Annotated in this window: 23 protein-coding genes; 10 read left to right on the top strand and 13 right to left on the bottom strand. The window is 59.8% G+C overall.

Annotated elements, in window-relative coordinates:
* Window positions 1–378: 378 nt before the first annotated feature.
* Together VF684_RS10370 and fabR are read right to left on the bottom strand one after the other, a co-directional pair.
* Entirely contained in the window at window positions 379–744 is a 366-nt protein-coding gene (locus tag VF684_RS10370; RefSeq protein ID WP_139442142.1) for a YijD family membrane protein, read from the bottom strand.
* A 19-nt stretch (window positions 745–763) separates the two neighbouring features.
* Window positions 764–1384, bottom strand: a complete 621-nt coding sequence (gene fabR / locus VF684_RS10365; protein WP_005339921.1) for an HTH-type transcriptional repressor FabR — start codon at window positions 1382–1384, stop codon at window positions 764–766.
* 147 nt (window positions 1385–1531) lie between these two features.
* Here fabR and VF684_RS10360 point away from each other — a divergent pair, with 147 nt between their 5' ends.
* Window positions 1532–2650, top strand: a complete 1119-nt coding sequence (locus tag VF684_RS10360) for a fatty acid desaturase (protein WP_139442143.1) — start codon at window positions 1532–1534, stop codon at window positions 2648–2650.
* A 210-nt stretch (window positions 2651–2860) separates the two neighbouring features.
* Here the strand turns inward: VF684_RS10360 and VF684_RS10355 are convergent, their stop codons facing one another.
* Window positions 2861–3004: a hypothetical protein gene (locus tag VF684_RS10355; RefSeq protein WP_162182404.1), complete on the bottom strand. Its 144-nt coding sequence runs from the start codon at window positions 3002–3004 to the stop codon at window positions 2861–2863.
* 187 nt (window positions 3005–3191) lie between these two features.
* Here VF684_RS10355 and VF684_RS10350 point away from each other — a divergent pair, with 187 nt between their 5' ends.
* Window positions 3192–3818, top strand: a complete 627-nt coding sequence (locus tag VF684_RS10350) for a lysoplasmalogenase (RefSeq protein WP_139442144.1) — start codon at window positions 3192–3194, stop codon at window positions 3816–3818.
* Between the two features lie 78 nt (window positions 3819–3896).
* On the opposite strand, the gene VF684_RS10345 is transcribed toward VF684_RS10350, so the two are convergent.
* Window positions 3897–5450 carry a DHA2 family efflux MFS transporter permease subunit gene (locus tag VF684_RS10345; RefSeq protein WP_139730915.1) on the bottom strand — a complete coding sequence of 518 codons (1554 nt, stop codon included), beginning with the start codon at window positions 5448–5450 and terminating at the stop codon, window positions 3897–3899.
* Entirely contained in the window at window positions 5450–6502 is a 1053-nt protein-coding gene (locus VF684_RS10340; RefSeq protein ID WP_005348510.1) for an HlyD family secretion protein, read from the bottom strand. The genes VF684_RS10345 and VF684_RS10340 overlap by 1 nt, the downstream gene beginning before the upstream one ends.
* A 96-nt stretch (window positions 6503–6598) precedes the next feature.
* Here VF684_RS10340 and VF684_RS10335 point away from each other — a divergent pair, with 96 nt between their 5' ends.
* Together VF684_RS10335 and VF684_RS10330 are read left to right on the top strand one after the other, a co-directional pair.
* Window positions 6599–7501 (top strand): LysR family transcriptional regulator, encoded by a 903-nt coding sequence (locus VF684_RS10335; RefSeq protein ID WP_019444678.1) that lies wholly within the window; start codon window positions 6599–6601, stop codon window positions 7499–7501.
* Between the two features lie 9 nt (window positions 7502–7510).
* The gene (locus VF684_RS10330; protein ID WP_005339933.1) at window positions 7511–7825 is read left to right on the top strand and encodes a putative signal transducing protein; all 315 of its coding nucleotides are present in this window, start codon (window positions 7511–7513) and stop codon (window positions 7823–7825) included.
* 11 nt (window positions 7826–7836) lie between these two features.
* Here the strand turns inward: VF684_RS10330 and VF684_RS10325 are convergent, their stop codons facing one another.
* Window positions 7837–9120 carry a dicarboxylate/amino acid:cation symporter gene (locus tag VF684_RS10325; protein WP_005357632.1) on the bottom strand — a complete coding sequence of 428 codons (1284 nt, stop codon included), beginning with the start codon at window positions 9118–9120 and terminating at the stop codon, window positions 7837–7839.
* Window positions 9121–9329: 209 nt separating this feature from the next.
* Here VF684_RS10325 and VF684_RS10320 point away from each other — a divergent pair, with 209 nt between their 5' ends.
* Window positions 9330–9575: a YecH family metal-binding protein gene (locus VF684_RS10320; RefSeq protein ID WP_005357633.1), complete on the top strand. Its 246-nt coding sequence runs from the start codon at window positions 9330–9332 to the stop codon at window positions 9573–9575.
* Between the two features lie 99 nt (window positions 9576–9674).
* Window positions 9675–10274 carry a YhgN family NAAT transporter gene (locus VF684_RS10315; protein WP_058056278.1) on the top strand — a complete coding sequence of 200 codons (600 nt, stop codon included), beginning with the start codon at window positions 9675–9677 and terminating at the stop codon, window positions 10272–10274.
* A gap of 77 nt (window positions 10275–10351) precedes the next feature.
* Here the strand turns inward: VF684_RS10315 and VF684_RS10310 are convergent, their stop codons facing one another.
* The gene (locus VF684_RS10310) at window positions 10352–11320 is read right to left on the bottom strand and encodes a LysR family transcriptional regulator (protein WP_005357635.1); all 969 of its coding nucleotides are present in this window, start codon (window positions 11318–11320) and stop codon (window positions 10352–10354) included.
* A 276-nt stretch (window positions 11321–11596) separates the two neighbouring features.
* Here VF684_RS10310 and tatA point away from each other — a divergent pair, with 276 nt between their 5' ends.
* From tatA to VF684_RS10295, 3 genes are all read left to right on the top strand, one after another.
* Complete coding sequence (gene tatA, locus VF684_RS10305; RefSeq protein WP_005339944.1) at window positions 11597–11758, top strand: twin-arginine translocase TatA/TatE family subunit; 162 nt, start codon at window positions 11597–11599, stop codon at window positions 11756–11758.
* A gap of 16 nt (window positions 11759–11774) precedes the next feature.
* Window positions 11775–12077 carry a YfcZ/YiiS family protein gene (locus tag VF684_RS10300; RefSeq protein ID WP_005339945.1) on the top strand — a complete coding sequence of 101 codons (303 nt, stop codon included), beginning with the start codon at window positions 11775–11777 and terminating at the stop codon, window positions 12075–12077.
* A gap of 229 nt (window positions 12078–12306) precedes the next feature.
* Window positions 12307–13728 (top strand): transglycosylase SLT domain-containing protein, encoded by a 1422-nt coding sequence (locus VF684_RS10295; protein ID WP_376899193.1) that lies wholly within the window; start codon window positions 12307–12309, stop codon window positions 13726–13728.
* Here VF684_RS10295 and VF684_RS10290 read toward each other — a convergent pair.
* The gene (locus VF684_RS10290; RefSeq protein WP_005339947.1) at window positions 13706–13882 is read right to left on the bottom strand and encodes a hypothetical protein; all 177 of its coding nucleotides are present in this window, start codon (window positions 13880–13882) and stop codon (window positions 13706–13708) included. The two genes, VF684_RS10295 and VF684_RS10290, sit on opposite strands and share 23 nt — an antisense overlap.
* Before the next feature lie 73 nt (window positions 13883–13955).
* On the opposite strand from VF684_RS10290, the gene VF684_RS10285 reads away from it, so the two are divergent.
* Window positions 13956–15209 carry a phospholipase D-like domain-containing protein gene (locus VF684_RS10285; RefSeq protein ID WP_139730914.1) on the top strand — a complete coding sequence of 418 codons (1254 nt, stop codon included), beginning with the start codon at window positions 13956–13958 and terminating at the stop codon, window positions 15207–15209.
* Between the two features lie 532 nt (window positions 15210–15741).
* Here the strand turns inward: VF684_RS10285 and VF684_RS10280 are convergent.
* From VF684_RS10280 to VF684_RS10260, 5 genes are all read right to left on the bottom strand, one after another.
* A complete protein-coding gene (locus VF684_RS10280) occupies window positions 15742–18297 on the bottom strand; it encodes a TRAP transporter permease (RefSeq protein WP_139443091.1) in 2556 nt (851 codons plus the stop codon).
* Window positions 18298–18400: 103 nt separating this feature from the next.
* Window positions 18401–19372 (bottom strand): TAXI family TRAP transporter solute-binding subunit, encoded by a 972-nt coding sequence (locus VF684_RS10275; RefSeq protein ID WP_005339950.1) that lies wholly within the window; start codon window positions 19370–19372, stop codon window positions 18401–18403.
* A gap of 413 nt (window positions 19373–19785) precedes the next feature.
* Window positions 19786–21939: a S9 family peptidase gene (locus tag VF684_RS10270; RefSeq protein ID WP_180342825.1), complete on the bottom strand. Its 2154-nt coding sequence runs from the start codon at window positions 21937–21939 to the stop codon at window positions 19786–19788.
* 234 nt (window positions 21940–22173) lie between these two features.
* Window positions 22174–22605, bottom strand: a complete 432-nt coding sequence (locus VF684_RS10265; RefSeq protein ID WP_139441698.1) for a DUF411 domain-containing protein — start codon at window positions 22603–22605, stop codon at window positions 22174–22176.
* A gap of 46 nt (window positions 22606–22651) precedes the next feature.
* Window positions 22652–22975, bottom strand: a complete 324-nt coding sequence (locus tag VF684_RS10260) for a hypothetical protein (RefSeq protein ID WP_058056283.1) — start codon at window positions 22973–22975, stop codon at window positions 22652–22654.
* Between the last annotated feature and the right edge of the window lie 10 nt (window positions 22976–22985).

The raw sequence follows: 22985 nt of genomic DNA, 5'->3' as shown, positions 1-22985 counted from the left end.
CTCACGACCGGGCTTTGATGTTTTTAGCGTGTTAAACAGCCAACGTTTGGTTTTTACCTGCCAAGTAAGAGTGCCAGATAGCCGATTATCCCCACTAGTTTATAGCTATATCCGAGCCTTATCTGCTTCATTTACAGCCATTTGAACGATCCTGCAGGTGGTCAAATCAGGCTTCTGCCGCTTGCTGACTACAGGGCAGTTCCATATTGACGACCTCCGCTTCCATCTGCACGTCGATCTTGAAGCCCAGCAGCTTGGCTAGGTTGGGAATACCGAGATTGCCGGATTAATCAGGTACCGTTCAAGCAAAGAGGCCTTCCCGACGGGAAGGCCTCTTTGCTTTATCTATCAACTGATTACCATCACTCGGTCGATTTATCAGGGCTTCTCTTTGTTGCCAATGCTCAGGCCGAGCTTGATGGAGAGGGCAGCCAGTAGCAGCAGCATCATGATCAGGGAGAAGAAGTTGCTGCCAAGCTCCGGGTATTGCACCTTGAGCAGCGCGGAGTGGCCGAAGACACCGATAAAGAAGCAGAGCAGGGTGCAGATGGGGGTGTTGCCCACCATGGGTTCATGGCGATAGTGCTGGAACAGCTGATAGGCCGCCAGCCAGAGGGCAATCAGCGGAAAGAAGGAGAAAGGCACGACCGAGTTGGTCAGCACGGCCAGAGAGGCATCGCCACAGATACCAATCAGCATGGCCATGGCGAGCGGTTTTTTCGGGATCATAAGCTGTTCAGGCATGTCGTTCTCCATCCTGTGGTCATGGGTGAGGTTCACGGCGCTTCTGGTTTTGTACCTCGGCGCCCATGGCGATCATCCGCAGTTGGCGAATTGTTCGGTCGGAGAGTGCCCGGCACTCTTCGCTGGTCATGTCGAGCGCATCGGCACCGGCACTGAAGACGATGGTAACCATGGCTTCTGCCTGGATGTAGGCATCTTCCCGTGGTGCTTCGGTGGTGGCTTCCAGATAATCGGTTAGCTCGGCAATGAAGTGCTGGATTTCGCGAGCCACCGCCTGACGAAAGGCGGCCGAGGTGCCGGAGCGTTCCCGCAGCAGCAGCCGGAAGATGTTGGGGTTGTTCTCGACGAACTCCATAAAGGTCTGCACCGAGGTGCTGATGACACTGCCACCACCGGCAATGCGCTGGCGTGCCTGGCGCATCAGTTGGCGTAGGGTGAGACCTCCTTCGTCAACCAGGGTCAGGCCCAGTTCCTCCATATCGCGAAAGTGGCGATAGAAAGAGGTGGGCGCGATACCCGCTTCGCGAGCGACTTCCCGCAGGCTGAGATTGGAGAAACTCCGATTGGCGCACAGTTGGCTGAATGCAGCATCGATCAATGTACGCCGGGTTTTTTCTTTTTGTTGAGCGCGAATACCCACGAAATCAGTCACCTTCAGCTTAACGAGGACAAATGATAACCCGAAGGCGCCTCAGGATCAGGTTTGTATCCTACTTTTTTACCATTGACCGTGAGGAAATCACCATAGAAAATGGCTAACAGCTGTTCGCTGAAAGGATGCAATGAGATGGCCAGACCCCCCATTATTTTCACCAATACCCTGCTGTTCTCCCTCTCCGGGATAGTGGCGTTGATTGTCGTGCCCTGGTACGGCATGAGCCACGGTTACGATCTCTGGCAGTGGGCCAGTTTCCTGTTGTTGTTCTGCCAGAGTGGTCTCTCCATCACCGCAGGCTATCACCGGCTCTGGTCGCACAAGGCTTACAAGGCGCACCCCGCTTTGCAGTGGTTATTTGCCATCGGCGGTGCGTTGGCGCTGCAGAATTCTGCCCTGCACTGGTCGGCCGATCACCGCCGTCACCATCGTCATGTGGATGACAACGATAAAGACCCCTACAGCGCGGGGCGCGGTTTCTGGTATTCCCACATCGGCTGGATGCTGCGGGAGCATCAGGGAGATCGCTATGGCGATTACAGCAATGTGCGTGATCTGCAGAACAACCCGGTGGTCGCGTTTCAGCACCGTCACTATCTGACGCTGGCACTGGCGGCCAATCTGGGGCTGCCGCTGCTGCTCGGCCTGTGGCACGGGGATATGCTCGGCATGTTGTTGCTGGCAGGTGTCTTGCGGATGGTGATGACGCACCACACCACCTTCTTCATCAACTCGCTGGCCCACATCTGGGGCAGTCAGCCCTATACCGATCGCAATACCGCTCGCGATAACGGCATCCTGGCCTTTTTCACCTTTGGCGAGGGGTACCACAACTTTCACCACCTGTTCGAGAATGATTACCGCAACGGCATTCACTGGTGGCAGTTCGATCCGACCAAGTGGTTGATCCGGCTCGCATCCTGGTGCGGTCTGGCGGGAGATCTCAGATCTTCGCCGGAGGAGCGTATCGAACAAGCCCGGCTGCAGATGCAGCTGAAACGGGCACAAGCCAAGTTGCGCAAGCAGGAAGATCGCGAACTGTGGCAGGCGCTGCTGCAGGAGGAGTACGACAAGCTGAGCCAGCAGTTGCAACACTATTACGCCAGTCGCAAGCGGCTGCTGGACCTGCGCAAGCGCAAGGCGCTGGCGCGCTATGACCGCCTCAAGCTGCAACTGGAGTATCGGGCCCTGCGTGACGGCTTCATCGCTGGTAAACGCAACTGGAGTCGCCTGCTGGCAGGTATTGCATGATGCCGTCCGGTTATCACAGAGACTAAAAGAGAAGACCGCCTGCTGGCGGTCTTCTCTTTTATGATTCAACTCAAGCTAGTTGGCTTGGCTCTGCTGTTGCTGCAACTGATCCAGTGCCTGTTGTTCCTGCTGGCTGAGACCCAGTTGTTCACAGGCCTGCTCAAAGCTGATCCCCGGATGGCGCATCATGATATCCAATAACGGGAGGGCTTAGTTGGCTTGGCTCTGCTGTTGCTGCAACTGATCCAGCGCCTGTTGCTCCTGCTGGCTAAGACCCAGTTGTTCGCAGGCCTGCTCAAAGCTGATCCCCAGATGGCACATCATGATATCGATGGCGGGCAGATAGTTTTTCATAGCTTCTTCCATGGTGATCCTCCAGACCCGTCACTTATGCCCTGAACCACTCGGTGCGGCAATTAGACTTTAGGCTTAGCCTGCCCATTTGATAAGCACCCCTGCCACTGGGGGAGGGAATTTGTTACCCTGCACCATGATAAAAACGGTTGCCGTATGACTGCGAGCAACAGGTGAGGAGCAGGGCATGTTATTGAGTTTCTTGATCATCGCTTCAGGTTGGTGGCATATCCGTGCTGCCTACGGTGCAGACAGCCGCCAGTTCTATATCAGCAAGCCGCTGACCATGCTGCTTATCATTGCGTTGGCGTTCGGCTACCAGAGTTATGACCACGATGGCTCACATGCCTGGATCCTGCTTGGCCTCTGCCTCTCGCTGGCGGGCGATGTGCTGCTGATGCTGCCAAGCGATCGCTTCATTCAGGGGTTGGCGGCATTTCTTGTCGCGCATCTCTGCTATATCGTCGGTTTTGCCCAGGGGCCGTTGTTGCTCAATCTGGTGGATGGTTTGCTGCTGTTGCTGATCGCCGGCATGGTCTTTGGCCTGCTGTGGGGCAAGCTGGGAGAGATGCGGATTCCGGTCTTCTGCTACATGCTGGTGATCATCGGCATGGCCTGGGTGGCCGCCGGTGCCTGGCACGCCTCCCTCACTGCCGGTTCGGCCGCCGCTCTGGTGGGAGCACTGATGTTCCTCTTCTCCGACAGCATGCTGGCGCTCGATCGCTTCCGCCGCCCCTTTCCCCACGCTCGAGCCTGGGTGATGAGTAGCTACTTCGCGGCGCAATTCCTGATTGCAGGGTCGCTGGCGGGATAACGCCTTCTGGTTGAGTGCAGGTAACAGATAACGAAAAACGGGCCTTGGCCCGTTTTTCGTTTTATGCCCGGCGGTTTTTCACGCCTCTAGCGGTGCGGCATCCGCAGCCCGTGGGGCGGGGGATTTGAGCAACAGCATCAGGCCGCTGGCGACCAGCAGGAAGATCCCCATGATGTAGAACACCTGGTTGTAGGCCATGATGGCCGCTTCCCGGTTGATGGTATTGGCCAGCATGGCCCGTGCTTGCTGCTGGGCAATCTCGGGGCCGGAACCCTGCGCCATCATGCTCTGGGCCAGTTGCAGCAGATAGTTTTGCCCCTCGATACTGCTGGCGGCCAGAGTGCTGCCAATTTGCAGCACATGGGTGCGGGTATCGTTGTCGAGCAGGGTCGCGATGATGGCGATACCGAACGCACCACCGAGGTTGCGCAGCACGTTGAGCAGAGTCGAGGAGGAGGGGATCTCGTCGTGGCTCAGGCTGGCGGTGGCGACCAAGGAGAGCGGCACCATGATGAAGGGCTGCCCCAGCGCCCGCACGATAAGCGACTGAATGAGCTGCGGCCCGGCGTAGTCGGCACTCATGTTGACGTTCATAAAGCAGCTGACGGCGAAGATCAGGAAGCCGAAACTCACCAGATAGCGCGGGTCTATCTTGTGGGTCAGTTTGGGCACCAGCGGTAGCACCAGCAGTTGCGGTAGTCCCATCCACATCAGTACCTCGCCGATTTCTAGCGCGTTGTAGTTGTGGATCTGGGTCATGTAGAGCGGCAGCACATAGATGGAGCCCATCAGCGCCATGCCGAGGATCAGATAGGCGAAGCAGGCCAGTGCGAAGCGCGGGTTGTGGAGCAGCCGCAGATTGACCAGCGGGTGACGGCGGATCAGCTGGCTGATGACAAAGAACACCAGCGCCACCGCCGAGATGACTGCCAGTCGCACGATGAAGCTTGAGCCGAACCAGTCTTCCCGGTTGCCCTCTTCCAGTACCACCTCCAGCAGGCCGAGGCCAAGTGCCATGGTGACAATCCCGATGAGGTCTACCCGCTTGATCACGGTCCAGTCCACCGGTTTTTTATCCAGCCCGTGGGCCAGCATGGCCATCACCAGCAGTCCCGGTGGCACGTTGAGATAGAAGATGTAGTGCCACGACATCTGCTCGGTGAGCCAGCCGCCGAGGGTCGGACCGATGGCGGGGGCGAAGGTGGCGCAGAGGCCAAACAGCGCCATGCCGGTGGCCCGCTTCTGTAGCGGCAACAGGGTGACGATGAGGGAAAAGGCCATCGGGATCAGCGCCCCGCCAGTGAAGCCTTGCAGCGCCCGGAAGACGATCATGCTGGTGAGGTTCCAGCTGAACGAGCAGAGCACGGAGGCGGCGATAAAGGCGCCGGTGGTCCAGAGCAGGTAACGGCGCACACTCAACCCTCGGCTCAACCAGCCGCTCAGGGGGATGGCGATCATCTCCGCCACCAGATAGGAGGTGGAGATCCAGGAGCTCTCGCTCAGGGTGGCCGACAGGGCCCCCTGAATGTCCTTCAGGGAGGCATTGGTGATCTGGATATCGAGGATGGCCATAAAGGCGCCGATAAGGCCCCCCATGACCGCGATCCAGTTGCGACGTGGAATGGGTTCCATCAGTTGGCAGCCACCACGGGATCAGGAGTGCGGGTATCCACGATCACTTCGGTCGAGAGACCCGGCAGCAGCTTGCCTGCCAGCGGGCCCGGCTCGGGGATGCGGATCTTCACCGGTACCCGTTGCACGATTTTGGTGAAGTTGCCGGTGGCATTCTCCGGTGGCAGCAGGGCGAACTTGGCGCCGGTCGCTGGGGCCAGGCTGTCTATGATCCCTTCGACCGGTTGATCCGGGTAGGCATCGAGTACCACTTCGACCTTCTGGCCCGGCTGCATATGGGCGAGCTGGGTCTCTTTGAAGTTGGCCTCGACCCACACCTGCTGCAGCGGCACCAAACTGGCGACCTGCATGCCGGACTGGACGTAGAGCCCTTCCCGCAGGCTGCGCTTGCCTATGATGCCGTCGGCAGGCGCCCGCAGTTCGGTGTAGCCGAGCTCAAGCTTGGCCTGCTCCAGTTGCGCTTCGCTCAATGCCAGCTTGGCCAGATTCTGTTTGCGTTCGGCATCCAGTACCAGCAGTCGTTCACGGGCCGCCTGCAGGGCGGCTTGGGCCTCTCGGGCTTGCGCCTGATTGACCTGCAGGCCGGCACGCACCTCGTCCAGACTGTCTTGCGAGCTGTAGTGGCGCTGGTTGAGCTGACTGATCCGGTTGACCTGCTGGCTGGCACGCAGCTGTTCGGCATTGGCGGAGGCGACCTTGGCCTCGGCCTGCTGGATCAGGCTCAGTTGTTGGGTGCGGGTGGCGGCCAGATTTTCGGCCGTCGCCTGATTGAGGCGCAGGTCGGCTTCGGCCTCCGCGACCCTGGTTTTGTATTCGCGATCATCGAGACGAGCGATCAGTTGGCCCGCTTTGACCGGCTGGTTGTCGGTGACCAGCACTTCGCGGATATAACCGGGCAGCTTGGAGCTGATCCCGGTCACTTCACTTTGCAGATAGGCGTTGTCGGTGCTTTCAAAATAGCGGCCGTGAAGATACCAGTAACCGGCGAACAGCAGACCGAGCAGCGCCAATATCATGGCTGCCAGCAGGGGAATTTTTTTGTGTTGACTCATTTTTGTGATTCCTGAACTTAAGGGGCGCAGGCTAACACTGGTCAACTGTTTCGATTAGTATTGGTTCACGAGATATACAGTTTCACTGGTGCAACAATGGATCTCAATGCCGCGTTAATTCTGGTGCGTATCGTCGACAAGGGCTCGTTTACGGGGGCCGCCCGCGAGCTGGGGATGACCAAGGCGATGGTCAGCCGCCGCATCGCCGAGCTGGAACAGCGGCTCGGTGTGCGTCTGCTCTATCGCTCCACTCGTCAGCTCACTTTGACCGAGGAGGGGGAGAAGTACTACCTGCACTGCAGCAAGGCGGTCGATGCCCTGACCGAAGCCGAGCTGATGCTGAGCGCCAGCCAGCAGGAGGTGACCGGCACCCTCAAACTGGCAGTGCCCATCGAGACGGGGCAATTGGTGGTTGGGCGCTTGGTCGCCAAGTTTTTGCAGGCCTATCCCGCCCTGCAGGTGGAGCTGGAGCTGACCAACCGGGTGGTGGACCCCATCAGTGAAGGGTTGGATGCGGTGGTGCGGATTGGCGACATGAGTGACTCCAATCTGGCGGCGCGCCGACTCTGGAGCACCGGGCGGCTGCTCTGTGCCAGCCCGGACTATCTGGCCCGCAGCCCGGTCATCGAGCGGCCGGAGGATCTGGCCAACCACGAGCGGGTGACGGTGAGCAGCGGGTTTCTCGCCTCTCACTGGTGCTTCGAACTGGATGGCAGAGAGGTGCTGGTTGACCCCCCATCCCGTTTTCGGGTCAATAATATTACCTGTGCCCGGGAGGCGGCGAAGGCGGGGCTGGGGTTGGCTTCGTTACCCGCTATGCTCTGTCAGGATGAGCTGGCCAGCGGCGAATTGGTGATCCTGCTGCCAGAGTGGCAACAACCCAGGGTGCCGATTTATTTGCTGTTTCCGGAGCGGCAACTGATGCCGCGCAAGTTGCGGGCATTCATCGATTTCATGATTGAGAACGGCGCCGAGTTTGGCATCGACAAGTTGTTGTAAGGGGGAGCTATGGATAACTGGATCAATCTCTATCGCGCCTCACACACCCTGGAGGCACACGCGTTGAAAGGGGCGCTGGAGGCGGAAGGGGTGCTGGTGCGCCTCAATGGCGAGGGGCTGTCAGGCGCCCTTGGCGAGCTGCCGGTCGACATGTTGCAGGTGACCCTGATGGTGCGGGCCGAGGATCGCAGCAAGGCAGGACGGGTCATCGAGCGTTACCAGCAGCGTCAGGGTAACGGCTGGCTGTGCGGTCAGTGCGGGGAGGAGAACGGCGCCAACTTCGACGTCTGCTGGCGCTGTCACCACGATCCCCACGACAGCTGAGCTTTCTTCCGCTAGCGCGGCGGGAACTCGATATCTTCCCCTGCGCTGGCATCGTGATAGGTCGCCAGATCCAGCTCGTTTTCGCTGCGGGCGATCAGCACCGACACCAGAATATCCCCCGATACATTGACCGTGGTGCGCGCCATGTCGAGGATCCGGTCAATGCCTGCAATCAGTGCCACCCCTTCCAGCGGCAAGCCCACCGCCGTCAGGGTCAGGGTCAGCAGCATCAACCCGGTGCCAGGGGTACCTGCCGTACCGATACTGGCCAGGGTGGCGATGCTGATGATGGTCAGATAATCGACCATGTGCAGATCCACCCCGAATGCCTGAGCCACGAACAGCGCAGTCACTCCCTGATAGAGGGCGGTGCCATCCATGTTGATGGTGGCGCCGATGGGCAGCACCTTGGCGGTGATGGCGGGGGAGACTCCCAGCCGCTTCTCGGCGCAGGCCAGACTGATGGGCAGGGTGGAGTTGCTGGAGCTGCTGGTGAAGGCCACCGCTTGGGCATCAACGATGCTCTTGAAGTAGTGCAGCGGATTGAGCCGTGCCAGCAGGAGCAGCAGGGTGCTGTAGACCCCGAGCACGTGCAGCAGGCAGCCGAGGTAGACGGCGCCGATCACCTTGAGCAGCGGTAGCAGCAGGTCGAGGCCGTACTTGCCGGTCATCCAGGCCATCAGGGCGCAGACACCGTAGGGGGCGAGCGCCATCACCATCTGGGTCAGCTTGAACATTCCCTCGGCCAGCGAGGTGAAGAAGAGGATGGCGGGGCGGCCACGGCGACCGCTGGCATTGAGGGCGACCGCCAGCGCCACCGCAAAGACAATTACTTGCAGGATCTTGCCATCCACCATCGCCTGTACCGGATTGCTCGGTACCAGATGGCTCAGCACGCTGGCCAGGGTGGGTGGTTCTGACATACCGACCCGCTCATAGGGGCCCATGTCGGCACCCATGCCGGGTTCCAGCAGCCAGCCCATCATCAGGCCGATACAGATGGCGATGGCGGTCGAACAGAAGTAGAGGCAGATCGCCTTGCTGCCGATGCGATCGAGGGCCTTGCCCTTGAGCAGCGAGGTGAGACCGGCGATGACCGAGCAGAAAATGAGGGGCACCATCAGCATCTGGATGGTGTTGACGAACAAGACGCCAAGGGGCTTGAGCAGCAGGGCTTGCTCTTCAAAGCCGACGCCCAGACCCACCCCTGTCAGCATGCCGATCAGGGTCTTGAGCCAGAGTGGTCGGCGGGTCCAGATCTGCCAGGGCTTGAGAGCCTCTCCATGGAACAGCATGACGCCAATATCCTTATACATTGTCTGCGATGGCCAAAAAGGGGCGCCAGTGTAGCGATCCCTGACGCGGGTTGCCACATTATCGACAAAGCGGTGGCGGTGACCACTCCCCTGACCAGGAAATGCGCAATTTATTGGCCTATATCAAGATCCCTCCGGGCGGGGAGATATTTAATTGGCATTAAATATGTTCATTATTGAGGTGAGAGATGTCGCAATCGGTTCATGGTCATGAGGTGATGGAAATGATGTTGGCGCAAGGGGGGCAATTTACCCGTGCCAGCCTGAAACAGGCGATGGCCGAGCGGTTCGGTGCCGAGGCCCGTTTTCATACCTGCAGCGCCAGCGAGATGGATGCGGAAGCGCTGATCGACTTTCTGGCCGCCCGCGGCAAATTCATCGACTCGGCCGAAGGTTTCCAGACCCGCGCCGACAAGATCTGCAACCACGGTTAATCCCGCTGCGAGCGCATCATGGCGCTCGCTCAATTCTTCGCCCTTTGCTATATTTCGCCCCCTCTCTTTTCCCTATTCAGGGCGTAGCCCGGGCGTTGTATGGATACTTTCTCTGCCGCAGTCATGCTGTTTCTGATCATGGACCCGCTGGGCAACCTGCCGGTCTTCCTCTCTATCCTGCGTCATATCGATCCCAAACGACGTCGCAAGGTGATGGTACGCGAGCTGCTCTTCTCGCTGGCCATCATGATGCTGTTCCTGTTCGTCGGTCAGCAGATCCTCGGCTTCCTCAACCTGCGGCAGGAGGCGGTCAGCATTGCGGGGGGTATCATCCTGTTCCTGATCGCCATCAAGATGATCTTCCCGAGTGAAGGGGGCGTGACCGGGCTGGCGGCGGGCGAGGAGCCCTTCCTGGTGCCGATGGCGATCCCGATGATCGCCGGTCCTTCGATCCTCGCATCGTTGATGCTGCTGGCCAATCAGGAGCCCGCCCGGATGGTGGACTGGTCGCTGGCACTCTTTCTGGCCTGGGCCGCCAGCGCGGTGATCCTGATGTTCTACGAGGTATTCAACAAGCTGCTGGGTGAGCGGGGACTCACTGCGGTGGAGCGGCTGATGGGGATGCTGCTGGTGATGATCTCGGTCCAGATGTTGCTGGACGGGGTACATCACTATCTGGCGGTGACCGGTCAGGGCTGAGCGGTTTACATATTGAAGTGAATGAAACGGGGCTACGCAGAGCCCCGTTCTTTTTTTCCTGCCGAGAGGGCGTGCCGTCACCCGTGAGTGGTCGCAGCGGGTTCCAGTTTGCTCATGATGAGGGAGAGCAACAATTCCCGCAGCCAGCGGTGGCCCGGATCCTCGCTGTGACGCTGATGCCAGATGAGCAGATGGGAGATGCTGTCCAACCCGATGGGCAGCGGCAGCTGCAACAGCGGATAGACCTGGGTGGCGTGGCGGGCGTAGAGCCTGGAGAGGGTTACTATCATGTCGGAGTGCATCCCCATCCGCAGCGCCGCCTCGAAGGAGGGCACGGTTGCCTCGATACGCCGGTAGAGATCCTGCTCCGCCAGCTTGTGATCCAGCATCCAGCGGTCTCGCCCCTCGCAGTAAGTCTGCACATGGGGATAGCTGAGGTAGTGCTCCAGATTCCAGTTGGGCTCTCGCAGCGCGGGGTGGTGCTGCTGCACCAGACAGGTGAGATCATCGACCGCCAGCACTCGCTGACAGATGCTGTCGGGCAGGGTATCGAGCCGATAATCGGAGCTGATGCAGTTCTCCCGCACCGCGAAGGCGATGTCCACCTGACCCTGACTCATCTCGGTCAGACTGTTCTCGGTCCACTCCTCGTAACGCAAGCGGATCCTTGGTGCCTGCCGCTTCAGCTCGCTCAGGTAGAGCGGGGCAAACAGGGTGAAGGCGCTGTCCATGCTGGCGATGACGAACTCCCGCTCCGAGCTGGCGGGGTCGAACTCGGGCGGCTGGATCAGGTTGTCCAGCGACAGCAGGATGGGTTGCAACTGCTGCTGCAGTGCAAGGGCACGGCCGGTGGGTTCCAGCCCGTAGGCAGAGCGGATGAAGAGGGGATCATTGAAGGTATCGCGCAGACGGCCGAGGGCTTTGCTGACCGCGGACTGGCTCAGATGAAGGCGGCGTGCGGCCTTGCTGCCGTTGCGCTCTTCCAGCAGTACCTGCAGGATAATCAGCAAATTGAGGTCGATGCGACCCAGTTGTTCCAGCAGCATGATATGAATCCTCTTCAATTCTAAGATGAATTTATACCATTTGTTTTCATATCTTGGCGATCTTATCCTCGAATGGTCTCAGGTTCGCATGAACCACTGGTACAGGATGTAGCGGTTGAGGGGACATGTAGCACAATCAATATGGCGACCTTTGGGTCGCCCTATTTTTTGGCTATGATTTATTTGCTCACTTGCACCTGCCTTGATTTTGCCCAACAATCCCTGCGCTCTATTTTGATACAAGTAATAGATATCTCTTTGTGAGGGAGTATCCCTATGGGACTCGGTGGAATTCATATCTGGCATATGCTGATCCTCTTGCTGGTCGTTGTGCTGGTCTTCGGCAGCAAGCGTCTTGCCAGTGCAGGTGAGGATCTGGGTACCGCCATCAAAGATTTTCGCAAGGCGATGCGTGACGACGCAAATCATCCGAAATAAGCAGTAGGAGTAGAAAATGTCTGTAGACGAGAAAGTTGAACTGAACGAAACCTGTGACAGCTGCGGCTGTTTTGCCGAGATCGGCACTATCATCGGCGAAGGCGACGATGTGATGGATCTGGTGATTGAAGCCGCTGCCGAGGCTGATGCCCGCGCCAAGCTGGCTGCCTATGAAGCTCTGGCCAAACAGGTCACTGCCGAAGCTCAAGTGAGCAGCGAACTGACTCAGGGCGCCAACGGCGTGATCCTGAAAGCCCGCCTGCAATTCACCTGCACCGCCGAAAAACTGATTTTCGAAATGCGGGCCCGCTCTATCTGAGTTGTCTGATAACGCGGCAGGTTTGCCTGCCGTGTTGACCCTTCTGCTGTGGGTCGGCGTTCTATAGTTACTCTATCCCACAGACGTTTTTGCCCGGCGCGAGTCGGCCAACAGAAGGCGTAAACATCATGACGCAGCGATGGATCTCTGCTCCCAATCCCACCCTCTATCGTGATCCGTGCTGCCAACAGGCAGCAGGCGTGACCTCAGCACAGGGGCAGCCATCGTGATGCGATGCTGGATCTGGGCTCTGCTGGCCCTCTGCTGTTTTCCTCTGCTGGCGGCTGAACTCAAGCCACAGCGTCTGCCCCAACCCGGGGACCTCGAAAGCATTCTGCAAAAGCGCGAACTCAGGGCTCTGGTGGTCTATGAGCGCGGCTTCTACTTTCTCGATCGCGGCGCCCAGTACGGCATTCTGGTCAATCAGCTGCAAGGGTTCGAGCGCTGGCTGAACAAGACCTATCTCGCCAAAGAGAAGGTCAAACTCAAGGTGGTCTACATCCCGGTGCGGCAGGACAAGCTGCTGGACTATCTGACCGAGGGGCGTGGCGATCTGGTGGCGGCGACCATGACGGTGACCCCGACCCGGCGTGAACAGGTGGCCTTCTCCCGGCCGCTCATTTCATCCATCGAGGAGTGGGTGGTGAGCCAGCAGAGCCTGCCCGCCTTCAGCCGCATTACCCAGCTCTCCGGCAGGCGGGTCTGGGTGCGTGCCAGCTCCAGCTACTACGAGAGTCTGCGCCAGCTCAACTGGCTGTTTCGCGAGCTGGGGCTGCCCCCCGTCTATATCGAGACGGTGCCCGAATATCTACAGGATGGCGATCTGCTGGAGATGGTGGCCGCTGGCATTATTCCCCTGACGGTGACCGACAGCTACAAGGGACGGATCTGGCTGGGTGGCATGATCTCCGGCCTCAAGGCTCACAAGTTGATCCCCCTGCGCAGCAACGGCACCAGCGCCTGGGCGCTGCGCAAGAACAGCCCCGAGCTGCTCAAGGCGGTCAATGGCTATCTGGCGAGTGTCAGCCGCAACAGCCTTTACAGCGACATGACCCTGCGCCGGTTGCTGGTTCGCAGCGATCAGATGAGCAATATCCTGGCGCCGGACCCTATGGGGCGCCTCGCGACCATTCGCAAGGTGCTGGAGAAGTACGCCAATCAATACGATCTCGACTGGCTGATGCTGGCGGCGCTTGGCTACAAGGAGTCCGGCCTCAATCCCAAGGCGCGTTCGCCCAAGGGGGCCGTGGGCCTCATGCAGTTGCTGCCTAGTACGGGGCGGGAAGTCGGCATCAACGGCGCCAGACTCACCACGCTGGAGGGCAATGTGGAGGCCGCCTGTCGCTACATGCGGTTGATCCTCGATACCTACTTCAATGATCCCAAGCTGGATCGGCTCAACCGCCACCTGTTTGCCCTCGCCGCCTACAACGCCGGGCCAAACCGGGTGCAGGCGCTGCGAGGCAAGGCGGAGAAGCTGGGGCTCGATCCCAACGTCTGGTTCGGCAACGTGGATCAGCTGGTGGCCAACGAAGTCGGACAGGGGCCGATCAACTATGTCGGTACCATCTACAAGTACTACGTAGCCTATCGTTTCAGCCTGCCCCAGATCGAGGGCAAGGCTGCCGCTATCGAAGCGGCTCAGCCCTGAGCCGGTTGACCGGCAGGGTCGCCTGCACGGTCGGCAATTGCCAGCCACCGTCCCTGTGTTGCAAAAACCAGTGAGCAGGGCCGGTGGCTGGGATGAGATCTGGCTGGCTGAGCTGGCCCAGATAGCGCAACATCGGGGTATCATGCAGTTCCATCAGCAACTCCTTTTGAATATGTGAAGAGGCTCGCCAGCGTTATGACACCCGGCCATGACAGCAGGATGACACCATGATCCCCGGATCCTTTGCCCTGATCGATGATCCCCTGCTGGCGCTCAAGGTGCGCTGCCACTGGATCCGTCATGCCCGCGAGCGGATCCAGGCGCAGTACTACAGCTGGGAGGAGGACAGCAGCGGCAAGCTGCTGCTGAGCGAGCTGCTTCACGCCGCCCGGCGTGGTGTCAAGGTGCAGCTGCTGGTGGATGATCTCTATGCCGGTGACAACCGCTTTCTGGAGATGGTGGCTCACTACCCGGGGATCGAGGTGCGGCTGTTCAACCCCTTCTGGCTGCGGGGCTGGCGCCCGCTGGCACTGCTGCTGGAGGGGCTGCTCAGCTTTCGCCGCATCAACCACCGGATGCACAACAAACTGCTGCTGGTGGATGGCAAGCTGGCGCTGATTGGCGGGCGCAACATCGGTGATCGCTACTTCGGTCTGGATCCGCAAGCGCCCTTCGTGGATCTCGAGCTCGCCTGTCAGGGGGGGCTGTGCCAGCAGATGGCACAGGGGTTCGAGCAGTTCTGGCACAGCCGCTGGAGTCACCCCATCCGCCATCTGCTGCGCCGCGAGCTGCTGCCCGCCGAAATAGAGGTGGTCAACGACTTCCTGTTTACCATGACGGATCCGGCGGTAGCGACGGTCTACGATCTGCCCGCGGCGCTGTTTGACGAGCGCGATTTGCCGCTGCAATGGCATGAGGGGCGGGCCGAGGTGTGGTTCGACCGTCCCGGCAAGGGGCTGATCTCCCGCCCCACCACCGCCCGCCAGCTCTGGCGCCAGCTGGCTGACAATCCCGGCTCGCTGGGGCTGGTGACCCCTTACCTCATCCTTACTCGCGGGTTCCGGCACCGTCTGGCGCGGCTGCGTCAGCAGGGGGTCGCCATCGACATTCTCACCAACTCGCTGGCCAGCACCGATGTGCCACTGGTCTATGGCGCCTATCAGCGCTATCTCGGCTGGTTGCTGCGCCAAGGGATCCGGGTCGCCGAGTTTGACCATGGCCACGGCAGCCTGCACGCCAAGCTGATCCTGCTGGGGGAGGAGCGGGCGCTGTTCGGCAGCCTCAACCTCGATCCCCGCTCGCTCTTTCTCAATACCGAACTGATGCTGCATCTGCACTGCCCGCCGATCTGCGAGGCGCTGCGAACGTGGCTGGCTCGCTGGCAGGAGCAGGCGGGTGGATTGCCGCACAAACCCGAAGGGTGGTCAAGGCGACTGATAGCACGCCTGAGTGACTGGTTGCCCCTGCGTCGTTGGCTGTGAGGCGGCCATTTTTTGTGCGAGATCTCGCAAAGCCTTGTAAGCCATTGCTGATGCCCTTTGCGGGTGAATAACCATGCATGAATCTATCTTGCTGTTTTATAACAATTTAGCGGTGATGATAAGGCTGTTTTTTGTACTCTGATGTGAATGGAATTAGCATAAAAACGTTTTTTATTTTGTTTTTATGCGTAATATTTCAGTTGCAAGGACAAACACGGCGGCCTGTCTGCCGTGTGGACGAAGGTTGTAACGGGTAGCTGGTCGGTTGCATTGCTGCAATTGGCGCGCACTTCAGATGGGTCGCGAACTATCGGAAAGTGAAACAGAGACCCGGCGTGGCCGGACTCCAATATGGAACATGCTATTTGCGAGGGGGTGACATGGACATGTCACCCCACTTTTTTGGCCGTTCGCCACCGTTTACCTTTTTCCATGACTGTTGCTCATCACAAGAGCCGCAGAGGGCAAGGCAATAACAAGGCAATAAAAAGAGGGCCGCAATAGCGGCCCTCGGTCTCATCTGCCCGGTGGATTAACCGGCCTTGACGCTGCGGCGACGCTGCAGCCAGACGATCGCCCCGAACAGCAGGAAGCCCGGGATCCACATCCACTCCTTGGTCCAGCGCTCGGTCGGCGCCTTGACGGTGAGGATCTCCTGATCGAACTCCAGTCCCATGGTGGCGGCCGGGCTGCCAAAGGCGACGTTGTCGATCAGCGTCTTGCCATCCTGCTCATAGAGGCTCAGCCCCAGATTGGCCAGCCGCTCTTCGCCATTTGCCCCATCCGGTACGGCGACCAGCAGGGTGAACTTGCGTGGCTTGCCCACTGCATCTTCACCGAGGATCCGCAGCCGCAGGGTGCTCTCCGCCTCCACTTCACCCATGGTTTGGGCCAGCTGGGCAGGCGGGGTCTCGCGATAGGGGTCGTGCACCATGTCCATCCAGAAACCCGGGCGGAACAGGGTAAAGGCGACCAGCAACAGCAGCACGCTCTCGTACCAGCGGCTCTTCACCAGGAACCAGCCCTGGGTGGCGGCGGCGAAGATCAGCATGGCGATGGTCGCCACAATGAAGATCAGCACGCCGTGGGCGAAGTCCACGTCGATCAGCAGCAGATCGGTGTTGAAGATAAACAGGAACGGCAGCGCTGCGGTACGCAGGCTGTAGTAGAACGCGGTGATCCCGGTCTTGATGGGATCGCCCTTGGAGACGGCCGCTGCCGCGAAGGAAGCCAGTCCCACCGGCGGCGTCACATCCGCCATGATGCCGAAGTAGAAGACGAACAGGTGCACCGCGATCAGCGGCACGATCAGCCCGTTTTGCTGCCCCAGCGTCACCACCACCGGTGCCAGCAGGCTGGAGACGACGATGTAGTTGGCCGTGGTCGGCAGCCCCATGCCGAGGATCAGGCTCAGCAGTGCGGTGAGCAGCAGCATCAGCAGCAGGTTGCCCATGGAGAGGAACTCCACCAGATCCGCCAGCACCAGACCAACCCCGGTCTGGGAGACCGCACCCACGATAATCCCCGCGGTGGCAGTGGCAATGCCGATACCGATCATGTTGCGGGCACCGGCGACCAGCCCTTCCCGCAGATCCACCACGCCATCAGCGACGGTGCCGTAGTCGTGCTTGCCGTCCTTGCGCAGCCAGTTGAGCAGCGGGCGCTGGGTCAGCAGGATGATCACCAGCATCACGGTACCCCAGAAGGCCGACAGCCCCGGCGAGAGGCGTTCCACCATCAGGCACCATACCAGTACTACCACCGGCAGCAGGAAGTGCAGGCCGGAGAGCAGCACGGCGCGGGTGTTGGGCAGCTCGGTGAGCGGCTTGTCGGGATCTTCGGCAGGCAGCGGTTCATTGCTGGCGGCGATCTTCAACAGGGCCACATAGGTGGCAGCCAGCAGTACCGAGATCCCCGGCAGGGCGTAGTCACCCAGAGCAGGTTTGAGCCAGCCGAGGCCATAGTAGACCGCCAGTGACAGGCCGCTGATGAGGGCCGCGCCAAAGGCAAAACCGGTCAGGCGACGCAGCCAGGGTTTGGGTTGATGGTTGCCGATGGGCTGCATGCCCAGTTTCAGCGCCTCCAGATGGACGATGTAGAGCAGCGCTATGTAGGAGATGGCGGCAGGCAGGAAGGCGTGCTTGATGATCTCCACATAGGGGATACCCACGTATTCGACCATCAGGAAAGCCGCAGCCCCCATCACGGGTGGCATGATCTGGCCGTTGACCGAGGAGGCCACTTCGACCGCCCCCGCTTTCTCTGAACTGAAGCCTACCTTCTTCATCATCGGGATGGTGAAGGTGCCGGTGGTCACCACGTTGGCAATCGACGAGCCGGAAATCAGACCGGTCAGGCCGGAGGCGACCACTGCTGCCTTGGCCGGGCCGCCACGCAGGTGGCCGAGCAGGCTGAAGGCGAGCTGGATAAAGTAGTGACCGGCACCGGCCCGTTCCAGCAGAGCGCCGAACAGCACGAACAGGAATACGAAGCTGGTGGAGACGCCAAGGGCAATGCCGAACACCCCTTCGGTGGTGATCCACTGGTGGTTGGCCAGCGCGGTGAAACCTACCCCGCGATGTGCCAGCAGTCCCGGCATCCAGGGGCCCGCCAGGCTGTAGATCAGAAAGACGATGGCGATGACCGCCAGTGCTGGCCCCAGGGCGCGGCGCGCCGCTTCCAGCAGCAGCGGAATGCCGATGCAGGCGGTCACCAGATCGGCGGTGGTGAGGGTGCCAGGACGCAGTGCCAGCGCTTCATACATCACGAACAGGTAAGACGCGGCGCCAGCAGCGATCAGACCGAGGGCGATATCGCCGAGGGGAACCCGATCCCGCGGCGAGGAGCGAAATGCCGGGAACACCAGAAAAGCGAGCAACAGGGCAAAGGTGAGGTGAATGGAGCGGGTTTCGGTGTCATTGAGTACGCCAAACCCCACCATGAAGGGGAGTGGCGAGGCGATCCAGAGCTGGAACAGGGACCAGGCCAGCGCCAGCGTGGTGATGATCCAGCCCAGCGGGCCCAGCGGCAGGCGAGCGCCCACATCCTGGGCGATCAGTTCCTCGGTAGAGAGTTGTTTATCTTGCATAGGGTTAACTTGTGCCAACGAGTACAACAAGAGCGACACCCGCCCCCGCAATCAGGCGGCGGACGGGTGTCGAAGAGAGTGACAAAGGCCCCGGGGCCTTCAATCAGAGCCAGCCGCGCTCTTTGTAGTAGCGGGCAGCCCCTTCATGCAGCGGTGCAGAGAGACCCACCTTGATCATGTCGGCCTCTTTCAGGTCGGCAAAGGCAGGGTGCAGGCGCTTGAAGCGATCCAGGTTGTCGAACACCGACTTGACCAGCTGATAGACCACTTCTGGATCGGTTTTAGCGCTGGTGGAGAGCACCGCTTTGCCACCGATGGAGGGGGTCGGCTTGTCGCTGCCCTTGTAGATGCCGCCCGGGATCTCGGCCTTGCTGTAGTAGCTCTTCTCGGCCAGCAGCTTGTCGATGTCGGCGCCGGTCACAGGGACCAGTACTGCATCTGTGGTGGTGGAGGCTTCCTGAATGGCACCGTTCGGGTGACCGACGAAGTAGCTCATGGCGTCGATGTTGTTGTCACCGAGGGCGGAGGCCTGTTCGGCCGGTTTCAGCTCGGAGACCAGACCGAAGTCACCCTTCTTCCAGCCTTTGACCGCCATGATCTCTTCCATGGTGTCACGCTGGCCGGAGCCCGGGTTGCCGATGTTGACGCGCTTGCCTTTCAGGTCGTCAAAGCTGGCGATCTTGGCATCGCGGCGAGCCAGGATGGTGAACACCTCGCTCTGCAGGGAGAAGACGGCGCGCATATCGTCCATGGCCCCTTCGGCCTGGAACGGTGGCAGCCCCTTCATCGCCTTGAACTGGTGGTCGGATTGCATGATGCCGAAGTTGAATTCACCGCTGCGGATGCCGTTGACGTTGGCAACACCACCGCCACTGGCCGGGGCGTTGCACTTGATCTGGTGATCGGCGGCGCCGCGATTGAGGAAGCGGCAGATGGACTGGCCAGCGACATAGTAGACGCCGGTCTGACCGCCGGTGCCTATGGTCACGAAGCGCTCCTGCGCTTGTACCGGACCACCGAATGAAACACCGACCAGAGCCGCCGACAGGGCGCATGCCAAAGTTAATCCTTTCATTTTTTCTCCCTTTTCTTTGATTTTGTTTATCCGATCCCCGGATAAATTGATGGCAATCCCGTTCTGCGCCGGGCTTGCCCGCTCTTCTCGTTGCGCGAAAGCGGGGGAGTTGATTACCCCCTTTCCGGCAGTCACCCTCATCCTGTGGTGAGGCTACCGACCTCCTGTCGGTCGAAGATAAATTGGCCCCTGAGGGGCCAAATAAAAAGTTGCAAGCACTCCGATTAAGCACATTCACCCAACATAAATCAAACGAAATGGCAAAATAGCGGAGTTAAATCTTGAGAAACATGACCTCGATCATTCATTTTCTAGCCGAAGATTAATTTGATATGAAGGGAAATGGAAGAGGGAAAAACTACGAGAGGATTCTTATGCAGCCCTTGAATGACAAGGGCCGAGGTCATAATGGATCAGTTGGCCGGGGTGGCCAGATCCAGGATAAAGGCGTATTCCAGCGCGATATCCTCGTAGGCTTTGAAGCGGCCCGACTTGCCGCCGTGGCCGGCGTCCATGTCGGTGTTCAGTAACAACTTGTTATCATCCGTTTTCAGTTCGCGCAGCTTGGCGACCCACTTGGCGGGCTCCCAATACTGCACTTGCGAGTCGTGCAGCCCGGTGGTGACCAGCAGGTTGGGATAGGCTTGCGCCTTCACCTGATCGTAGGGGCTGTAGCTCTTCATGTAGTCGTAGTAGCGCTTCTGGTTCGGGTTGCCCCACTCGTCATACTCCCCGGTGGTGAGGGGGATCGACTCGTCCAGCATGGTGGTAACCACATCGACGAACGGCACCTGCGCCACCACGCCGCGATAGAGTTCGGGCGCCTGATTGATGACCGCCCCCATCAGCAGGCCACCGGCGCTGCCGCCCATGGCGTAGACCTGATCTTTGGCACCGTAGCCTTGCTCAACCAGCGCCTTGGTGACATCGATAAAGTCATTGAAGGTGTTCTGCTTTTTCAGCAGTTTGCCATCTTCGTACCAGTGACGGCCCAGCTCTTCACCACCCCGGATATGGGCGATGGCGTAGACGAAGCCTCTGTCCAGCAGGCTCAGGCGCGAGCTGCTGAAGTCGGGATCCATACTGGCGCCGTAGGAGCCATAGCCATAGACCAGCAGCGGATTCTTGGGCGCATCAGCCTGCTCTTTCTTGAACTTGTCCTTGCGATAGACCAGCGACACCGGCACCGATACGCCGTCGCGGGCGGTCACCCAGAGCCGCTCGCTGGCGTACTGGTCGGCCTTGAAGCCGGCCACCGGCTGCTGCTTGAGCAGGGTGCGCTTGCCGCTCGCCATATCCAGCTCATAGGTAGAGGCGGGGGTGGTCATGGAGGAGTAGCCATAACGCAGGGCGCTGGTATCCGGCTCCGGGTTGTAGGCGAGCCAGGTGACATAGGCGGGATCGTCGAAGGCGATCTCCTTCTCGTCACCGCTCTGCCAGTTGATCTGGCGCAGTCGGGTCAGCCCCTTGTTGCGCTCTTCCAGTACCAGCCAATCCTTGAACAGGGCGTAGCTCTCCAGCAGCACGTCCGGATTGGGGGCAATCACCGCCTTCCAGCGATCGACCGGGCTCTCCTTGGTCTCGTAGAGGCCGAAGTTCTTGCCATCCTTGTTGGAACGCACATAGAAGCGGCCGCGGTAGTGATCCAGGCTGTATTCGTGATCCACCTGACGGGGCAGGAACAGGCGGGGGGCGTGCTCCGGCTGGTTGGCATCGATCAGCCGCGCTTCGCCTGTGGTGGTGCTGGAGAGGGCGATGACGATGAAATCTTCCGAGGTGGTGGCGTAGAGGCTGATGTAGAAGGAGTCATCCTTCTCCTCGTAGACCAGCTTGTCCGTGGCCGGATCCGTCCCGAGCGTGTGGCGATAGACCTGATAGGGCAGCAGGGTCTGCGGGTGCTTGCGCACATAGAAGACGGTCTTGTTGTCGTTGGCCCACACCAGATTGCCGGAGGTATTTTCCAGTTTGTCGGTGGCCCACTGGCCGCTCTCCAGATCGAGGAACTGGATCTGGTACTGACGGCGGGAGAGGAAATCTTCCGCCACCGCCAGCCAGCGGTTGTTGCGGCTCACCTCAAGGGCGCCGAGGGCATAGAACTCGTGCCCTTCAGCCCGCAGGTTGCTGTCGAGCAGCAGGCTCGCCTGCTCTTCACCGAGCTTGGTGCGCGAATAGATCCCGTACTCCTTGCCCGGCTCATAGCGGGTCTGGTAGCGGTAGCCGTTCTTCACATAGGGTACCGACTCATCCTGCTGGGGGATGCGGGCGACCATCTCTTTGTAAAGCTGTTCGCGCAGGGGTTGGGTCGGCTTGAGCATTGCCTCGGTATAGGCGTTCTCGGCCTTGAGATAGTCCAACACCTCGGGCTTCTGCCGCTCGTCGTCACGCAGCCAGTAGTAGTTGTCGATGCGGGTATCCCCGTGTTTTTTCAGAGTGCGGGGATGTTTGGCGGCCACGGGCGGCTGGATTGGATGTTCGCTTGTCAGCATGGCGGGCTCTTCATTGGCATAAGTGGGGGGGAGAACTGTCAGAAAGGCTAGCAGCAGAACTCCTCGGGAAAAGGTAAACATGTCGCATCCTTGGCGCTGGAAAGGGTTGGTAGACCTGAGCATCGGCTCCATGAATTGGCGTTAAATCTGCCCCTTGTTGCCGGTGGTTGCAAGCAATCCCTTGTTATTGCAGGAAATGTAATCAAAAAAAGCCGCTATCTCGCGATAGCGGCCCTCTTTCTGGCCATGAGCGGCAAGAGTCCGCTCAGGTGTGCCTCACATGATATGGGAGTGCCCTCTCATGGCCAGTTTTCGTCAGCCGGGGTAGCTCGACCAGCGGTTGGTCGCGCCCTCGTTGCTGATACTCAGTACCTCATAGGGATGGCCCGGAATATCCATGCCCGGTGCACTCTGGGGCATGCCCGGAATGGTCAGGCCACGGATCGCCGGTTTTTCCCTGAGCAGCTTCTGCACATCGGCGGCCGGTACATGCCCCTCGATCACATAGCCATTTATGATACCGGTATGGCAAGAAGCCAGTTCCGGCGCGATACCGTATTGCTGCTTCACTGCGCCGAGCTGTTCGGTTTCGATGACCTCCAGTTCGAAGCCATTCTGCTCCATGTGCTCGTTCCAGCTTTGGCAGCAGCCACAATATTTGGATTTGTAGACGGTCATCTTCTCGGCCGCGAGGGCCGAAAAGCTGACGGTACCGGCCAGCATGGCCAGTAACAGGGGTTTGTACATCACTCACCTCAGATTGAAAGAAAAGATGCCCGATACGGGATGCGTTTCAGATCCGGGTGCGTGGGGGACGTTCGAGCCGCTCGCACGGGGCGTCCGGCATAAAGAGAGAGGGGGAGGCGAAGTCGGGGGTATCCGGTTCCAGCACGGCGACCGTCAGGCTGTCGCTGCCTACCAGCGTCATCGAGAGGGCGGTGGTAAAGCTGCCGCAGGGCATCGCTTTTTCCAGGGTACGCTCGCTCTGGCTGCAGTGGGTAGTCAGGGTACAGAGGTCGGTTGCGGCCCGGCTGCCAAACGACATCAACACCAGCACCAGACTCCACAAGGGGAGCCAGCGACGGGCGTGATCGAGTTGGCGACGGGTGAGAACCATGGAATGACTC

Source organism: Aeromonas sp. Lyrl_2 (assembly GCF_051948815.1).
Classification (GTDB): domain Bacteria; phylum Pseudomonadota; class Gammaproteobacteria; order Enterobacterales; family Aeromonadaceae; genus Aeromonas; species Aeromonas veronii.
Note: the sequence above shows the minus strand (reverse complement) of the source record. Positions and strands in the feature narration are given on the sequence as shown.

Coding starts and splice junctions, on each gene's coding strand:
- VF684_RS10370 (WP_139442142.1), bottom strand. CDS start 744: ATGCCTGAACAGCTTATGATCCCGAAAAAACCGCTCGCCATGGCCATG.
- VF684_RS10360 (WP_139442143.1), top strand. CDS start 1,532: ATGGCCAGACCCCCCATTATTTTCACCAATACCCTGCTGTTCTCCCTC.
- VF684_RS10355 (WP_162182404.1), bottom strand. CDS start 3,004: ATGAAAAACTATCTGCCCGCCATCGATATCATGATGTGCCATCTGGGG.
- VF684_RS10350 (WP_139442144.1), top strand. CDS start 3,192: ATGTTATTGAGTTTCTTGATCATCGCTTCAGGTTGGTGGCATATCCGT.
- VF684_RS10345 (WP_139730915.1), bottom strand. CDS start 5,450: ATGGAACCCATTCCACGTCGCAACTGGATCGCGGTCATGGGGGGCCTT.
- VF684_RS10340 (WP_005348510.1), bottom strand. CDS start 6,502: ATGAGTCAACACAAAAAAATTCCCCTGCTGGCAGCCATGATATTGGCG.
- VF684_RS10335 (WP_019444678.1), top strand. CDS start 6,599: ATGGATCTCAATGCCGCGTTAATTCTGGTGCGTATCGTCGACAAGGGC.
- VF684_RS10330 (WP_005339933.1), top strand. CDS start 7,511: ATGGATAACTGGATCAATCTCTATCGCGCCTCACACACCCTGGAGGCA.
- VF684_RS10325 (WP_005357632.1), bottom strand. CDS start 9,120: ATGCTGTTCCATGGAGAGGCTCTCAAGCCCTGGCAGATCTGGACCCGC.
- VF684_RS10320 (WP_005357633.1), top strand. CDS start 9,330: ATGTCGCAATCGGTTCATGGTCATGAGGTGATGGAAATGATGTTGGCG.
- VF684_RS10315 (WP_058056278.1), top strand. CDS start 9,675: ATGGATACTTTCTCTGCCGCAGTCATGCTGTTTCTGATCATGGACCCG.
- VF684_RS10310 (WP_005357635.1), bottom strand. CDS start 11,320: ATGCTGCTGGAACAACTGGGTCGCATCGACCTCAATTTGCTGATTATC.
- tatA (WP_005339944.1), top strand. CDS start 11,597: ATGGGACTCGGTGGAATTCATATCTGGCATATGCTGATCCTCTTGCTG.
- VF684_RS10300 (WP_005339945.1), top strand. CDS start 11,775: ATGTCTGTAGACGAGAAAGTTGAACTGAACGAAACCTGTGACAGCTGC.
- VF684_RS10295 (WP_376899193.1), top strand. CDS start 12,307: ATGCGATGCTGGATCTGGGCTCTGCTGGCCCTCTGCTGTTTTCCTCTG.
- VF684_RS10290 (WP_005339947.1), bottom strand. CDS start 13,882: ATGGAACTGCATGATACCCCGATGTTGCGCTATCTGGGCCAGCTCAGC.
- VF684_RS10285 (WP_139730914.1), top strand. CDS start 13,956: ATGATCCCCGGATCCTTTGCCCTGATCGATGATCCCCTGCTGGCGCTC.
- VF684_RS10280 (WP_139443091.1), bottom strand. CDS start 18,297: ATGCAAGATAAACAACTCTCTACCGAGGAACTGATCGCCCAGGATGTG.
- VF684_RS10275 (WP_005339950.1), bottom strand. CDS start 19,372: ATGAAAGGATTAACTTTGGCATGCGCCCTGTCGGCGGCTCTGGTCGGT.
- VF684_RS10270 (WP_180342825.1), bottom strand. CDS start 21,939: ATGTTTACCTTTTCCCGAGGAGTTCTGCTGCTAGCCTTTCTGACAGTT.
- VF684_RS10265 (WP_139441698.1), bottom strand. CDS start 22,605: ATGTACAAACCCCTGTTACTGGCCATGCTGGCCGGTACCGTCAGCTTT.
- VF684_RS10260 (WP_058056283.1), bottom strand. CDS start 22,975: ATGGTTCTCACCCGTCGCCAACTCGATCACGCCCGTCGCTGGCTCCCC.